This window comes from Martinezella miluonensis (genome assembly GCF_900094545.1).
Classification (GTDB): Bacteria; Pseudomonadota; Alphaproteobacteria; order Rhizobiales; family Rhizobiaceae; genus Rhizobium; species Rhizobium miluonense.
The window spans coordinates 1-14,534 of record NZ_FMAH01000020.1 but is presented as its reverse complement, the minus strand read 5'-3'; the positions used below and the strand labels follow the sequence as shown (position 1 = coordinate 14,534).

Below are 14,534 nucleotides of genomic sequence, written 5' to 3'. Positions count from 1 at the left end.
ATGGCGGATCGCGCTCAGGGCAACGCCAGGTCCTTGCAGGGCCTGGCGGCGATCCTCGCGGCTCTTTCCCTGGCTCTGTTTGCCTGGATCCATGCCGGCTTCGTCAGAGCATTCAGCGATGCTGCAGCCGGCCAGCAGATGCTCGATGCGCGCATCGGCGGCTATGAGCGCGACGACGTCATCGGCATGCTGCACTACCTCAAGGATCACCCCGATCCGGCTGCGATCCTGCATTCCATGTATCTCGGGCCGGAGCTGATCTTCCCATTGGTGTTGGGCGGGTTGCTGTTTTGCCTGATGCGCCTGATCGGTCCTGGCGGCTTTTTCTTCGGCCGGCCGATCCCGCCCGGCGCGACTGCAGTTATTTTTTGCCTGCCGATCTTCTATACGATTGTCGATTATGCCGAGAATATCGCCGGCCTGATGCTTTACCCGCCGGCAACGCCCTCCGATGCCATGGTGTCGCTGCTGGCGAGCCTGTTGCCGATCGTTGTCAGGCTGAAATTCCTGACGCTGGTGGTCACCGTTATTCTACTGGCTCGGTTTGCCATTTTTCGCTACCTCTCGCCAGACGGCTCGCGGCCGTCCTGATTGACCCTATCGGCAATGTGGCATTCCAAAGGAGTTGGCGACGTGACAGGCTATGAAATGTTCTGGCCCATGGTGGCGCATGCGGTGCTGGTCTTCATCCTCTACGCGCTCCTCGGATGGCGCCGCCGCGTTCTGACTAAAGCAGGCCGAATTCAACCCACGCAATTTCGCGAGAACCACGCCGCAAACGAGCCGGCTGAAAGCCTGGTGGTACGAAACAGCCTCGCCAATCAGTTCGAGCTTCCCTTGCTCTTCCACACTTGCTGCATCCTGCTCTATACCACCCAGGCGGATAACCTGCCTTCGGTGATCCTTGCCTGGATCTTCGTCGTCGCGCGCTACGCACATGCTTTCGTGCATGTGACCAGCAATGATCTGCGCTATCGCAGCCCGCTCTTCGCTCTTGGCTTTGTCGCGCTGGTCGGCATGTGGATCTGGCTGGGCGTCTGGCTCGCCTTCTCCTGACGCCACTGCGTGATCGCGGGCGCAACCGGCGGTCACGTCTTTGTGTTCTTCTTTTACCGTTACGTCGTCGCTCGCTGACCTATCTTGTCAGCGGATGGCTGGCTGTTTGCGCCTGCCGCGCGGAGCAACAGGGAAAGCAGGACCATGAGCACGGAAAAGCCCATCGTGACGCAGGCGATGATCAACGCCTATGATGAATACACGCATCTGACGCTCGATCGTCGTGGTTTCATGGAAAAGCTGACCAAGCTTGCAGGGTCCGCCGGCGCGGCCGCCGCCATCGCGCCGCTGCTCGCCGCCAGCAAGGCAAGCGCCGAGGTCATTACCGCTGACGACAAGAGGCTGGAGGCGAAGGATGTCACGTTTGCCGGCAGCAAGGGCGAGATGAAGGGCTATCTCGTTCGGCCGAAAGACACAGCCGGCAAGCTCGGCGGCGTCATTGTCATCCATGAAAATCGTGGCCTCAATCCGCATATTCGCGATATTGCCCGTCGTATGGCGCTGGAGGGCTTCGTGGCGCTGGCGCCGGATTTCCTTTCCCCGCTTGGCGGCACGCCTGAGGATGAGGACAAGGCGCGCGACCTGTTCACCAATCTCGACCCGGCGCTGACAGCAGCCAATGCCGAAGCGAGCCTGACTTACCTCGCCAAGCTAGACGGGGCTAACGGCAAGGTCGGTGCGATCGGCTTCTGCTGGGGTGGTGGCGTCGTCAACCGTTTTGCGACGATCTCGCCGGAGCTGAAGGCGGGCGTCGCCTATTACGGCACGCAACCGCCGGCAAGCGATGTGCCCAAGATCAAGGCTGCCTTGCTGCTGCACTATGCCGGCCTGGACGATCGCATCAATGCCGGCATCGATGCCTATCGCAAGGAGTTGCAGGCAGGCGGCAAGACTTTCGAGATATTCATCTACGATGGCGTCAATCATGCCTTCAACAACGACACGTCGGCTGCCCGCTACGACAAGAAGGCGGCTGATCTGGCGTGGGGCAGGACGGTTGAATTCCTGAAAAAGTACCTGTCCTAGAACGATACGAATCGTCGATACCGGCCTAGCGTCCACAGGCTGATTACCGGGTCGAAACCATATTTCGGCCGCAGCTGCGGAGCCTGAGCATGGCTCCTAAGTAATGATTAAAATTGGACTTTTCCCGTTTACGCGCATTGAACGCGTCGGATGCCATAGCGTCTGCCGCGCCTAAGCGTCGTTCAGTATGACAATGAAACGGGTAAAGAATGAATTCGAATAACCCCGACCGCATCACGTTCCGAAAGAAGCCACAGCAGGAGCGGAGTATTCAACGTGTCGATGCCATCCTGTCTGCGGCGGCCTCGCTGATCGCCGAGAAGGGGGTCAGTGCCATGAAGATGACGGAACTGGCTGTGGTTGCCGCTATCCCGATCGGTTCCGTCTACCAGTATTTTCCGGACAAGGCAGCGATCGTCCGGGCGCTGCTCGACCGTCATGCCAATTTAATTCAACAGAAAGTCGAGGAGGCTTTCGCCGGCGTCAAGTCTTGCGATCATGCCATCGAACTCGTCTGCGGTATGATCGACTGGTACTATCGCGAGTTCCGCAACGATCCCGCCTATCTCGGCGTATGGCTTGGCACGGATATCGATAGGGATATCCTGCAGCTCAACATACTGCACAGCAATCGCGTCGCCGGTATATTCCAGGAGAGCATCCGGCCTTTCCTGCCGGCCGAAAGCCGGGTCGACCTGAAGGCGCGCACCCAACTCTTCAGCCATCTGATCGGCGCGTCGATCCGCTTTGCCATCATGAGCGACGACGACATGGCATTGCGCGCGTTGAACGAATGGAAACAGGTGATCCGCGTCACCCTGCTGGCCGAGCCGACATCGTAACGGCGGCCGAAGAAGATCGGTTGGTGGGCCGTCGGCTCACCAGCCCGGCAAAATCTGTCCGGCGCGCTGCCGCGGATAGATGCGTGCGTAGGTCTTCACATCGCCATCGAGATCATCATCCACAACAGCCGGCGTGATGTTGTCCAGGCAGGCAGAGATATGTGCGGTGATGGCGTTCATCAGCGACACCGAAAGTCCGGGCCGCTTCATGATGCCAATCTGCACTGGCGGCAGGGGCGGGAAGCCGTCGGCCTGCGTCAGCACCTTCATGCCGGTGCGCAGCGCCGATTCCGGCATGACCGAAACAGCCATGCCGGCAAGCACGGCTGCTGCGACGACTGTGCAGGACCAGCTTGTGAACAGAATCTGATAGTCGCGGCCGCCGGCATCGAGCGCCGAGCAGGCAAGCTGGCGCCACTGGCAGTCGCGCCGCCCGACGGCAAGCGGAATGGGCGCATCGTCCCGCAGCGGATGGTTGGCTGAGCCGACCCAGCAGAGCGGTTCCGTACGCACCACGTCAGACATCCGCTCGCGTGGATTATGGGTGACGAGCGCGATATCGAGTTCGCCGCGATGCATGCGTTCGGCCAGATCGACCGAGGGCTCGCAGACGATGTAAAGCTCGACATTCGGATGCGTCTTGGCAAAGCGGCCGATGATTTCGGGCATGTAGCGGTCGGCATAATCGTCCGGCGTGCCGATGCGCAGCGTGCCCTCGAGGCGGTTGTCGTCGAAGGCGGCGATGGCCTCGTTGTTCAGGCGAATGATGCGGCGGGCGTAGTTCAGCAGCTTGTCGCCTTCGGCCGTCAGGCGGTTGCCGCGGCCATCCTTGATGAAAAGCTGCTTGCCGACGCGCTCTTCCAGCCGGCGCATCTGCATGGAAACGGCCGATTGCGTCTTGAACACCCGGTCGGCTGCCTTGGTGAAGCTGCCGGAATCCACGATTGCGATGAAGGTCTGCAACTGATCGATATCAAGCGGCGCGGACATGGGTTCACCTATAAAGGAGTTTGATAGTTATCATTAGAAACATTCGTTGGACTGATCAATAGGGCTTTGGCATCTTCTGAATGCAATTCAGCATACCAATCGAACAGATACTCCTGTCGAACTCCTCCCGGCCTGCGCCCCTTCTCCGGTCCCTGGGAAGGGGCTTGGCTGGCGCGTGCCTCAAGGAAAGGACTACGGAAATGCGCACGACAGATCAGACCCTTGGCCTTGTAACGCCATCGCTGTCTCTGACGGCTCGTATGACGGTTGCTTTCGGCAAAGCGGCTTCCGTCTGGCGCGCGCTCCGCAATCGCCGCGAGATTGACTACCTGAACGAGCTTGATGACAGTCAGTTGAGAGACATCGGCTTGACCCGTCAGGACCTCAACACCGCGTTGACCACCTCGACCTTCTTCGAGGATCCGTCCGGCCATTTGACCCAGTCCGCGCGCCGCTGCGCGCGATCCTCCGCTTTCGGCAGCATGCGCAGCTGAAAGCGGACACTCGTTTCCCCGCAGGGTGATAGCCAATAAGCCCTGCTTCTTTCCCGGTGTTCGGCCCAAGGGCCAGCACCGGGTTTTTTCTTTCTGGAGATGCTGTTTCGCAGCAGGTCGTGCGCGGTTAAGTTGCCTCCTGCGGCAATTGCCTTATCTTACAGCCTGATCGAAACAGCAGGCCCGATCGAAACAACAGGAAAGCTGCGATGGCAACGGTGATCTTTTTCCACTCGGTCTATGGTTTGCGTTCGCTCGAGCATGAGGCGGTAGAGCGCGTGCAGGCGGCAGGGCACCGAGCCTTCGCACCGGATCTCTATGACGGGCTGATTGCCCGATCGATCGAAGAGGGCTTCGAGTTCAAGGATGAGATCGGCTGGCCGACGATCTGCGAACGCGCGGAATGGGCGCTGGCGGGCCTGCCCGCCTCGACGGTCCTTGCCGGCTTCTCGATGGGCGCCGCTGTCGCGGCAAGTCTCTGGCCGAAGCGACAGAACACCGCCGGTATCCTTTTCCTGCATGGCATTGCCGCGATTGCCGACAATGCCCGCAAGGGTCTGCCTATGCAGCTACATCTAGCCGACCCGGACCCGTTCGAGCCGGAGGAAGACGTTGCCGCCTGGCGGCAGGTGGCCGCACGGTCCGGGACCGCTGCGGAGATCTTCAGATATCCGGGCGGCGGCCATCTCTATACCGATGCCAGTCTGCCCGATTATGATGCCAAGGCAGCCGACCTCACCTGGAAGCGCGTCATCAGCTTCCTTGATGCGATCGACGCCCAGACTTGAACGATCCTGACTTGAAACGGCGCAACTTGTCGCTTAGCTTATAGGCATCGTTGATACCAACAGGATGTGTGCAGCAATGGATTCCACCTCGACCGCAATGCCGTTCAGCCTTGCCATCGGGGAAATTCTTGCTCATGCCTATATCCATCGTTCTATCCAATCTTTCGTGGTCCACGCCTGAGGGTCGGCCGCTTCTTTCCAATCTCGATCTAAGCTTCGGCGCCGAGCGCACCGGCCTTGTGGGCCGCAATGGCGTCGGCAAGACGACGCTGATCAAACTCGTCTCCGGGGAATTGCAACCGCAATCCGGCAGCATCTCCTTCAACGGCAGATTGGGAATCCTGCGCCAGAGCGTGCAGGTGCAGGCCGAAGAAACCGTTGCCGATCTTTTCGGAGCGAGCGAAGCACTGGCGGTGCTGAAGCGTGCGGAGGCGGGGGAGGCGACGAATGAAGAGCTCGCCTCGGCCGACTGGACGCTCGAGCAGCGTATCGCCGCGGCACTTGACCGTGTCGGGCTCGACGTTACGGCGGAAACGCGTCTTGTGACTCTATCCGGCGGGCAGCGCACCCGCTGCGGCCTTGCTGCGCTCATCGTCGACGATCCCGATTTCCTGATTCTCGACGAACCCACCAACAACCTGGACCGTGACGGCCGCGGCGCAGTGATCGATCTCCTCTCGGGTTGGAGGGCAGGCGCCATCGTCATCAGCCATGACCGGGAGCTGCTCGATACCATGGATGCGATCGTCGAGCTGACGTCGCTCGGCGCATCGCGTTACGGCGGCAACTGGAGCCAGTATCGCGAACGCAAGGCGCTGGAGCTTTCCGCCGCCGAACACGATTTCGCCGAGGCGGAAAAGCGCATCGCCGAGGTGGAAAGAAGCGCCCAGGCGGCCGTCGAGCGCCAGGCAAGGCGGGACAAGGCTGGCCGGAAAATGGCGGCCAAGGGCGGCATACCGCGTATCCTGCTTGGCGGGATGAAAGAGCGAGCCGAAATGACGGGCGGCGAGAACACGCGGCTTGCCGAGCGGCGGCGCGGCCAAGCCCTGCAGGATGCCTCGGCCGCCCGCGAAAAGATCGAGATCCTACAGCCCTTGACGGTCAAGGTTCCGACATCCGGCCTGCCGGCGAATCGGGTCGTGCTCAGGCTGGAAGGCATCACCGCCGGCTATGATCCCGAGCGGCCGATCTTCCGCAGTCTCGATTTCGTCATGACGGGGCCGGAACGCGTCGCGATCACCGGGCCGAACGGGTCGGGCAAGACGACGCTTCTGGCGCTGATATCAGGCGCGCTGGAACCCTGGAGCGGGAGTGTGCGGGTCGTCTCGTCGGCTCTCCTGGACCAGAGGGTTAGTTTCCTCGATCCAGCGCTTTCGATTCGCAACAATTTCCGCAGGATCAATCCGGACGCAGACGAGAATGTCTGCCGCGCCGCCTTGGCGCGGTTCATGTTCCGGGCCGATGCCGCGCTGCAGATTGTTTCGAGTCTCAGCGGCGGGCAGCTTCTGCGCGCGGGGCTTGCCTGTGTGCTCGGCGGCTTGGTGCCACCCTCGCTATTGATCCTCGACGAGCCGACCAATCATCTGGACATCGATTCCATCGCCGCAGTCGAAGCCGGATTGCGCGCCTATGACGGAGCGCTTCTGGTCGTCAGCCATGACGAAGTGTTTCTCGAGAATATTGGCATAGAGAGACGGCTCGAGCTGCCTGCGCGAGCCGTCTCGGTCTTGCCGGATAACCGGTAACGTCAGGCGTGGCCGGCGCCAGCGATGCGGTCGAGCTCAGTGATCGCATCATCAGGCAATGTCAGCCCGGCGGCCGCGATATTCTGCTGCAGGTGGGCAAGTGACGAGGTGCCCGGAATGAGCAGGATATTCGGCGCGCGACGCAGCAGCCAGGCAAGCGCCACCTGCATCGGCGTCGCGTTCAGGCGCGCGGCCACATCGGAGAGCGCCGAGGATTGCAGCGGCGTGAAGCCGCCGAGCGGGAAGAAGGGCACATAGGCGATGCCATCGCGGCCTAATTCTTCGATCAGCGCGTCGTCCGAACGTTGCGCCAGATTGTAGAGATTCTGCACGCAGACGATATTCGTGATCGTGCGGCCTTCGGCGATTTGGCTGCGCGTGACGTTACTGAGCCCGATATGGCGCACGAGGCCCTGCTGCTGGAGATCCGCAAGGACTGTCAGCGGCGCCTCGATGGAGCCTTCGCTCGGGTGATGCGGGTTGAGCATGACGCGGAGGTTGACGACGTCGAGCACATCCAGTCCCAGATTGCGCAGATTGTCATGCACCGCCTGCTTCAGCTCGTCAGGCGAGAAAGCCGGCAGCCAGGAGGCGTCCGCACCGCGCCGCGCGCCGATCTTGGTGACGATGACGAGATCGTCGCGATAGGGATGGAGCGCCTCCCGGATCAGCCGGTTGGTCACATGCGGACCGTAGAAATCGCTGGTGTCGATATGGTTGACGCCGGAGGCGATGGCTTCGCGCAAAACCGCAAGCGCCGTCTCATGATCCTTCGGCGGGCCGAACACGCCAGGACCTGCGAGCTGCATGGCGCCGTAGCCAAGCCGTTTGACCTTGAGGTCACCGAGGGCAAAATTACCGGATTGATCGATGCTGGACATGGCTGTCTCCTTTCAAGCTGAAAGCAGAAATAGGCTGTGTTTTAGTGTAAGATAACTGGGTGCAATGTGCACGGGCCGTACGATATGGCGAACAATGAACCTCAGCCATGACGCGATACTTCTGCCTGCCATCGTGATATCGCGCCGGCGAGCTTGTCCATGCGGCCGGCTCATATACCACGCTGACAGCGGGATGACGCATGCGTTTATTCTTCGCGAAGCCGTTCTCGCAGGAACTCGATAAAGCGTTGTGTCTTGGCGGGAAGCAGGCGTGTTTCCGTCACTGCATAGACCGAAGTGGGAGCCAACTGCCATTCCGGCAAGATGCGCCGCAGTTGTCCGCTTGCCAGCTCTTCCATGACGACTCTCTCCGGAAGGGCGCTAATGCCCATCTCCAATACCGCGAGCCGCCGGATCATGGCGACGCTATTGCCGCGAAAGCGGCTTCCCACCGTGGTCTCAACGCTTTCCGCTTCGCGATGGAGGATCCAGCTGCCGATATTCTGCATCGTCAGACATTGGTGCTGCTTCAGCTCGGACGGATGGTGCGGTTCGCCTTTTTGTTGAAGATAGCCGGGAGCGGCATATAGCCGAGGCGTAAGCCGGGCGATGACCCGTGCGATCAGGTTTGACGTTTGAGGGGCTGCCATGCGGATCGCCAGATCGAAAGGCTCGGCAACGAGATCGACATTACGGGGTGTCAAGTCGAAATCAAAGTCCATGCCGGGGTAAAGTGCGGCAAACTCCGGCAGCATCGGCGCCAGATATGTTGTCGCGAAGTCGACCGGTAGGGAAACCCTGAGCACGCCACTTGGCTGCGCAACCATCTCCCCCAGCTGTTCATGGGCTATTCTCGCCTCTTCGACGATGCGCTTGCTGCGTTCGTAGTAGAGCTGCCCTGCTTCGGTAAGCTCGATCCGGCGCGTCGTGCGATGCAGAAGACGCAACCCGATCGACTTCTCAAGGAGGCTGATCCTGCGGGAAAGCGTGGAATTCGGCATGCCAAGGGTCTCCGCTGCACGGCGGAAGCTCCGGGCTTTCGCCACCTCAACGAAGAGCGCCATGTCATTCAGGTATTCCATAAAGATTGCGCCATTGTTGGAATAATCATTTCCACAATAGCCCGTTTATGCCATCAAGGAAAAGTCCCATGTCTTGTTCGAACAGACAGAAAGGACGTTCCATGAGCAAGATTTTCACATCCACTCGCCTCGGCCGCATCGAGATTGCCAACCGCCTTGTCATGGCTCCGATGACCCGTTCCCGCGCCGATGATGATGATGCCGTGCCGGGAGATCTGGTCGCCACCTACTACGCGCAACGCGCCAGTGCGGGTCTTATCGTCACCGAAGGTGTCTTCCCGACATCTGGCGGTAAGGGCTATGTGCGCACACCGGGTATCCAGACGGAACCGCAACTCAAGGCGTGGAAAGCCGTGGTCGATGCCGTTCACGCTGCGGGTGGGCGGATTTTCCTGCAGCTGATGCATACGGGCAGAATCTCCCATCCCCTATTGCTGCCGGGCGGCGAACTGCCGGTCGCTCCTTCGGCCATCCGTCCGAACGGGCAGACCTGGACAAATGAGGGTCAAAAGGATTTTGTCACGCCCCACGAGCTTTCGCTCGCCGAGATCAAGGAGACTGTCAGAAATTATCGCGTCGCAACACGCCACGCGCTTGCCGTCGGCTTCGACGGTGTCGAACTCCATGGCGCCTCGGGCTATCTTCCGGAGCAATTCCTCTCATCAGGCAGCAACCAGCGCACGGATGAGTATGGCGGCTCTGTCGCCAACCGCGCCCGTTTCATGCTCGAAGTCCTGGCAGCGATGATCGATGAGGCCGGGGTCGGTCGGGTCGGTCTGAAAATTTCGCCGGAAATGAATTTTAACGATATATCCGACGCCAATCCGCAGGAGACCTACTCTTATTTGGTCGAGCATCTTCAGGCCTCGGACATGGCCTATCTCCATGTCGCCCTGTTCGGGGCAGCGGTGAATTATCGTGAGCTGCTGCGCCCGCGTTTCGCCGGATCATATATTATCGGCGGCGGGCTCACTCGGGCGAGCGCTGAGGAACTCTTGCAGGAAGGCAAAGCCGATGCTGTGGTTTTCGGCAGCGCGTTTCTCGCCAATCCGGATTTGGTGGAGCGCTTCCGCCGTAACGCGCCTTTAAATGAACCGGATCGTTCAACCTTCTATGCGCCGGGAGCCGAAGGCTACATCGACTATCCAACGCTTGCAGGATAGCGGTACGCGCAGTCGCCAGCGCATCTGCAGCCGCATCCCAGGCACAAACAGGCAGCGCGGCTAAGACTTGCTTTCGGGCGTCTTGGCCGGGCTGCTGCCTTGCATGTAGCTGTCGAAGATCGATTCCATGTTCTTCTGATAGCTCTTCTGCACTTCGAGGCCGCTGTCGAACATGGCGTTGAACATCTCGGTATAGGCGGCCATGTCGACGCCGGCGGCAGGTTTTGGCTTCGGTTCTTCCTTCGGCGGCTCGGCGGCCATCGGGAAGTTCTTCATCATGTCCTGGAAAGCCTTGGCAAAGGGATTGTCGAGGAACGGATTGGTCGCCGCAGCCTTCTCGTGTTTGACACTATCGGCGCCGAACATCAGTTCCATCGCCTGCGTGAAGGGATTGTCGAAGATGCTCGCCTGCGGTGTCGGCTTCTGCTTCGGCGCAAAACCGATGGTCTGCAGCCAGCCCTGCATCATCTCGCCCATGGCCGTGTTTAGAAAGGGGTTGGCCATCGGCGGGATCTGGCCGCTGGTCTCCTTGAACAGGCCGCCCATCAGCGTATCGGCCATGGCGGGCAACATGCGCTTGTAGACTTCCTGGCCGATGCCGGTCATCTGTGCGGCTTGTGCCGCGATCGCGCGGGAAACATCCTTGGAACCGAACAGCCGCGCCAGCACAGTGTTGCCGTCGGAGATACCTTCAGGTGTGAAGGCCTTGCTCATGTCCTCGAAATACTTGGCGTAGCTGCCTGACGTAATGTCCTGCATCACGCCCATGAAATTATAGGGGTCGGTGGCACTGCGCTTGAAGCCGGTAGAGAAAGCCGGCATTAATGCAGCCATCGCCTTGGTCGCCTGCTCCTGCGCAAGGTTGAACTGCTTGGCCATGGCCTCCGTGGCGGCGCCGTTCTGTGCCTGCATCATCATGTCGAAGAGTGGCAGCATCGAAGTCCCTTTCCCCACAATGAGGCCGCTTCGGAATCAGGCGGCGCTTGATTCCGATAGTATAGCGGGAAAAAAGAGGGCGCATACCGGTTTCTGCCCTCATGCTATCCAGGCGATGAAGGCATGCAAGCTGATTATCAGTATTGATATTCTTCGAAGATCGGCTCGACCGATTGGTTCCAGCGGCCGTTGTAGAGCATCAGCAGATCGTCGGCGAGCGTGCCCTTCTTGGCAAGCACTTCGTCGAGCGGCGCAAGGAAGACGGTTTCGTCCAGCCCGTCACCATTCAAACGGCCGCGGTTCTTCAGGCCGAGGCGGGAAATGCCGACCACTTCGCGCGCCACATCCATGAGGCTGTGGCCCTTGATCACAGCGTTCAGACCCTCTACCGGCACGACGTCGCGAAGCGCGTTGACCTCGTCGAAGCTCCAGTCCTTGGTCAACTCGTCGGCAGCCGTGAGCGCCTCGTCGTCGTAGAGCAGGCCGACCCAGAAGGCAGGCAGCGCACAGATGCGGCGCCAGGGGCCGCCGTCTGCGCCGCGCATTTCGAGGAAGCGCTTGAGGCGCACATCGGGGAACAGCGTGGAGAGATGGTTCGTCCAGTCGCCCATCGTCGGCTCCCAGTCAGTAATCTCGCCCTTCAGCGCGCCGTCCATGAACTGGCGGAAGGTGACATGGGTGCAGTCGTGATAGCGGCCGTCGCGGACGACGAAGTACATGGGAACGTCGAGCGCCCACTTCACATAGTCCTCAAAGCCGAAATCGTCGCGGAAGGTAAAATCGAGCAGGCCGCCGCGGCGATTGTCGGTGTCCTTCCAGATTTCGCCGCGCCAGGAGGAAAGCCCGTTCGGCTTGCCTTCGGTGAAAGGCGAGGAGGCGAAGAGTGCGGTTGCCAGCGACTGCAGCTTCATCGACACGCGCATCTTGCGGCGCATGTCCGCTTCCGACGAGAAATCGAGATTCACCTGGATCGTGCAGGTGCGATACATCATGTCGAGACCCTTGGTGCCGACCTTCGGCATGTAGCGGGTCATGATGTCGTAGCGCGATTTCGGCATACGCGGCGTTTCCGCCAAGGTCCATTTCGGGCTGCCGCCGACGCCGAGGAAGCGAATGCCCATCGGCTCTGCGATCTCGCGCACTGCCGCCAGATGGTTGTTCGATTCCTTGCAGGTCTCGTGGATAGTTTCGAGCGGCGCGCCCGACAGTTCGAACTGGCCGCCCGGCTCGATCGAGATCGCGCCCATTCCGGTGGGTTCGCCGAGCCCGATGATGTTCTCGCCATCCATGATCGGCTCCCAGCCGCTCTTTGCCTGCAGCCCCTTGAGGAGCGCAGAAATGCTGGCATCGCCGAAATAGGGCACGGGGCTGTTGTCGGCGCGGAAGAATACGAATTTCTCGTGTTCCGTGCCGATGCGGAATTTCTCCTTCGGCTTGTTGCCCGCGGCCAGATAGGCCGTCATTTCCGAGACCGAGGAGAGCGGAGTCTGGTCGGTAGTGTCGCGCGCCATGGTATTACCTTAGATCTCGGAGGATAACCCGCGCCAGTCGCAGGTCAATTGGAGGGTGATTGACGCGGATTGAGGTACGGTGCAAGTGAATTTCTTTCAAGGGTCGTTCAAAAAAATAGGATTTTATGTCTCGCAAGTGCATCACGGTCGTGACAGCCACCGGCATATTTGCACAAGCGTTCAAGACATCTCGCTATTGGCACGGATAATTCGCTTCGACTGACGTCAAGCGGAGCATATCGATGAACGGTTCAGACGGCCTTTACTATCCCATACTGACGCTGCTTGTGGCCTCACTGGTGATCATGGGCAGCCCTGGCCCCTCGACGATCAGCGCGACAGCGATGGGCGCGGCCTATGGCTTCCGGCGGTCGCTCGGTTATGTCTCCGGCCTTATCGCAGGCACCGTGGCGGTCTTGCTGGCCGTAGCAGCCGGCGTCGTTGCGATCCTTTTGTCCGTCCCACACGGCGCCGTCGTGCTGACGGTGGTTTCGGCCGTCTATATCCTCTATCTCGCCTTCAAGATCGCCACCGCACCGCCGCTGTCGCGCCGTGATGATCAGGTGGCAGCGCCGGCTTTTTCAGGCGGCTTCCTGCTCGCAGTAGCTAATCCCAAGGCCTATCTCGCGATTGCCGCCGTCTTTGCCGGTGTCAGCCTGTTTCAGGGCCAGAGACTGCTCGATGCCACGGTCAAGATCGTATTGCTCACGGCAATGATCGTCGCCATTCACATGGTATGGCTTCTTGTCGGCGCTTCGCTCTCACGCTTCCTGCAAAATCCGAGGGTTTCGCGGATCGTCAATATCTCGCTGGCGATCCTGCTGATCGTTGCGACCATCGTTGCAGTCTTGGAGTGAAGACTTAGTTCCAGTCGCCGATCGCGGCCTGGATCACCGCCATGGCGGCAACGGCTGCCGTGTCGGCGCGCAGGATGCGCGGTCCGAGCGGAATGGCGGTGACGAAATCGAGGCTGCGCAATAGGGCGCGCTCCTCTTCGGAAAAGCCGCCTTCGGGGCCGACCAGCAGCGCCAGATGCTTCTCCTTCACCTGCGCCAGCAGCGGTAGCGGATTCTGGCCGGCATCGCCTTCGTCGCAGTAGATGATGCGCCGCTCGCGCGGCCAGCCGGCGAGCAGGTCGGCAAGCTTCACGGGCTCGGCCACGTCGGGAATGCCAAGGATGCCGCATTGCTCGGCAGCCTCGATGACATTAGCTTTGACCTTGTCCAGATTGGTGATCTTGCCCTGCACATGCTGTGTCGTGACCGGCTGCAGCAGGCCTGCACCCATCTCCACGGCTTTCTGCACGAGATAATCGAGGCGCCCCACTTTCAGCGGCGCGAAGAGATAGTGCAGGTCGGAGGGTGCCGGTTGCGGGCGCGTTTCCTCGACCGGCGTCAACAGGATGCGCTTGCGAGAGGGGAAGGAGACGCTGACCTTCCATTCGCCGTCGCGGCCGTTGAATACAAGCAGTTCGTCGCCGCCTTCCATGCGCAGCACATTGGCGAGATAGTTGAACTGATCCTGGTCGGCTTCGATGGCGGAGCCTGCCTTGATGTCTGACGTCACGAACAGCCGCTGCATGCGGAAATTGGCGCGCATGGATTACCCCCTAAAGCAATTTCCGGAAAAGTGCGCAGCGGTTTTCCGTTCGAAATTGCGTAAAACAAAAAGATTGAGCGGTTCAAAGATGCCGTGAAAAGCTGAACTGCTCTTCTGTAACGGGCATTGAGTCAATCCCTTTTGAGCTTAATCCCTCGCCGAGTGCTTGCTTCTGTCCGCAGTCGACGCTGGGGCCGCTGCTGTATGGGGTCTGCTGAGGACCGGCTGGCCAATCTAAAGATGCGCAGTCATTTGAGTGCTGCGTGAGCGGTTGCGGCCTAACCCATCCATCGTCCCGGCGAAGGGACCTTGCTCAGAGGGCTGATGGCAGTGCCCCCGAAGTCTGTCTATGCTTTCTTCCTACTCAAGCGGCCATGGCTGGCGCTGCCTTGCGAGGAATGAAGTCGGTCCCATCTCGAAG

The 14,534-nt window shown here is 60.2% G+C and carries 15 protein-coding genes; 9 read left to right on the top strand and 6 right to left on the bottom strand.

What is annotated here, in order from left to right; all coding sequences use genetic code 11:
• The 4 genes from GA0061102_RS16925 (at window position 1) to GA0061102_RS16910 (ending at window position 2,924) form a co-directional block, all read left to right on the top strand.
• Window positions 1-591 carry a hypothetical protein gene (locus GA0061102_RS16925; RefSeq protein WP_092851154.1) on the top strand — a complete coding sequence of 197 codons (591 nt, stop codon included), beginning with the start codon at window positions 1-3 and terminating at the stop codon, window positions 589-591.
• 42 nt (window positions 592-633) lie between these two features.
• Window positions 634-1,056 carry an MAPEG family protein gene (locus tag GA0061102_RS16920; RefSeq protein ID WP_092851152.1) on the top strand — a complete coding sequence of 141 codons (423 nt, stop codon included), beginning with the start codon at window positions 634-636 and terminating at the stop codon, window positions 1,054-1,056.
• A 144-nt stretch (window positions 1,057-1,200) separates the two neighbouring features.
• Complete coding sequence (locus GA0061102_RS16915) at window positions 1,201-2,082, top strand: dienelactone hydrolase family protein (RefSeq protein ID WP_092851150.1); 882 nt, start codon at window positions 1,201-1,203, stop codon at window positions 2,080-2,082.
• Window positions 2,083-2,291: 209 nt separating this feature from the next.
• A complete protein-coding gene (locus GA0061102_RS16910; RefSeq protein WP_092851148.1) occupies window positions 2,292-2,924 on the top strand; it encodes a TetR/AcrR family transcriptional regulator in 633 nt (210 codons plus the stop codon).
• Between the two features lie 36 nt (window positions 2,925-2,960).
• Here the strand turns inward: GA0061102_RS16910 and GA0061102_RS16905 are convergent, their stop codons facing one another.
• On the bottom strand, window positions 2,961-3,914 hold the full coding sequence (locus GA0061102_RS16905; protein WP_092851146.1) for a LysR substrate-binding domain-containing protein: 954 nt from the start codon (window positions 3,912-3,914) through the stop codon (window positions 2,961-2,963).
• A gap of 200 nt (window positions 3,915-4,114) precedes the next feature.
• On the opposite strand from GA0061102_RS16905, the gene GA0061102_RS16900 reads away from it, so the two are divergent.
• The 3 genes from GA0061102_RS16900 (at window position 4,115) to GA0061102_RS16890 (ending at window position 6,941) form a co-directional block, all read left to right on the top strand.
• Window positions 4,115-4,408, top strand: a complete 294-nt coding sequence (locus GA0061102_RS16900) for a DUF1127 domain-containing protein (RefSeq protein ID WP_092851144.1) — start codon at window positions 4,115-4,117, stop codon at window positions 4,406-4,408.
• A 209-nt stretch (window positions 4,409-4,617) separates the two neighbouring features.
• Window positions 4,618-5,196, top strand: coding sequence for a dienelactone hydrolase family protein (locus GA0061102_RS16895; protein WP_092851138.1), 579 nt, complete (start codon window positions 4,618-4,620; stop codon window positions 5,194-5,196).
• 134 nt (window positions 5,197-5,330) lie between these two features.
• Complete coding sequence (locus GA0061102_RS16890) at window positions 5,331-6,941, top strand: ABC-F family ATP-binding cassette domain-containing protein (RefSeq protein WP_092851133.1); 1,611 nt, start codon at window positions 5,331-5,333, stop codon at window positions 6,939-6,941.
• 2 nt (window positions 6,942-6,943) lie between these two features.
• Here GA0061102_RS16890 and GA0061102_RS16885 read toward each other — a convergent pair whose 3' ends face one another.
• Entirely contained in the window at window positions 6,944-7,822 is an 879-nt protein-coding gene (locus GA0061102_RS16885) for an aldo/keto reductase family oxidoreductase (protein WP_092851128.1), read from the bottom strand.
• Window positions 7,823-8,028: 206 nt separating this feature from the next.
• The gene (locus GA0061102_RS16880; RefSeq protein WP_092851123.1) at window positions 8,029-8,904 is read right to left on the bottom strand and encodes a LysR family transcriptional regulator; all 876 of its coding nucleotides are present in this window, start codon (window positions 8,902-8,904) and stop codon (window positions 8,029-8,031) included.
• A 101-nt stretch (window positions 8,905-9,005) separates the two neighbouring features.
• Between GA0061102_RS16880 and GA0061102_RS16875 the strand changes: the two genes are divergently transcribed.
• Window positions 9,006-10,067 carry an alkene reductase gene (locus GA0061102_RS16875; protein ID WP_092851358.1) on the top strand — a complete coding sequence of 354 codons (1,062 nt, stop codon included), beginning with the start codon at window positions 9,006-9,008 and terminating at the stop codon, window positions 10,065-10,067.
• Window positions 10,068-10,127: 60 nt separating this feature from the next.
• Here the strand turns inward: GA0061102_RS16875 and GA0061102_RS16870 are convergent, their stop codons facing one another.
• Both GA0061102_RS16870 and GA0061102_RS16865 read right to left on the bottom strand, forming a co-directional pair.
• Window positions 10,128-11,003: a DUF937 domain-containing protein gene (locus GA0061102_RS16870; protein ID WP_092851121.1), complete on the bottom strand. Its 876-nt coding sequence runs from the start codon at window positions 11,001-11,003 to the stop codon at window positions 10,128-10,130.
• Window positions 11,004-11,140: 137 nt separating this feature from the next.
• Window positions 11,141-12,514 (bottom strand): glutamate--cysteine ligase, encoded by a 1,374-nt coding sequence (locus GA0061102_RS16865; RefSeq protein ID WP_092851117.1) that lies wholly within the window; start codon window positions 12,512-12,514, stop codon window positions 11,141-11,143.
• Between the two features lie 242 nt (window positions 12,515-12,756).
• Between GA0061102_RS16865 and GA0061102_RS16860 the strand changes: the two genes are divergently transcribed.
• The gene (locus GA0061102_RS16860) at window positions 12,757-13,371 is read left to right on the top strand and encodes a LysE family translocator (RefSeq protein ID WP_092851112.1); all 615 of its coding nucleotides are present in this window, start codon (window positions 12,757-12,759) and stop codon (window positions 13,369-13,371) included.
• Window positions 13,372-13,375: 4 nt separating this feature from the next.
• On the opposite strand, the gene GA0061102_RS16855 is transcribed toward GA0061102_RS16860, so the two are convergent.
• Window positions 13,376-14,113, bottom strand: coding sequence for a 16S rRNA (uracil(1498)-N(3))-methyltransferase (locus GA0061102_RS16855; protein ID WP_092851108.1), 738 nt, complete (start codon window positions 14,111-14,113; stop codon window positions 13,376-13,378).
• Between the last annotated feature and the right edge of the window lie 421 nt (window positions 14,114-14,534).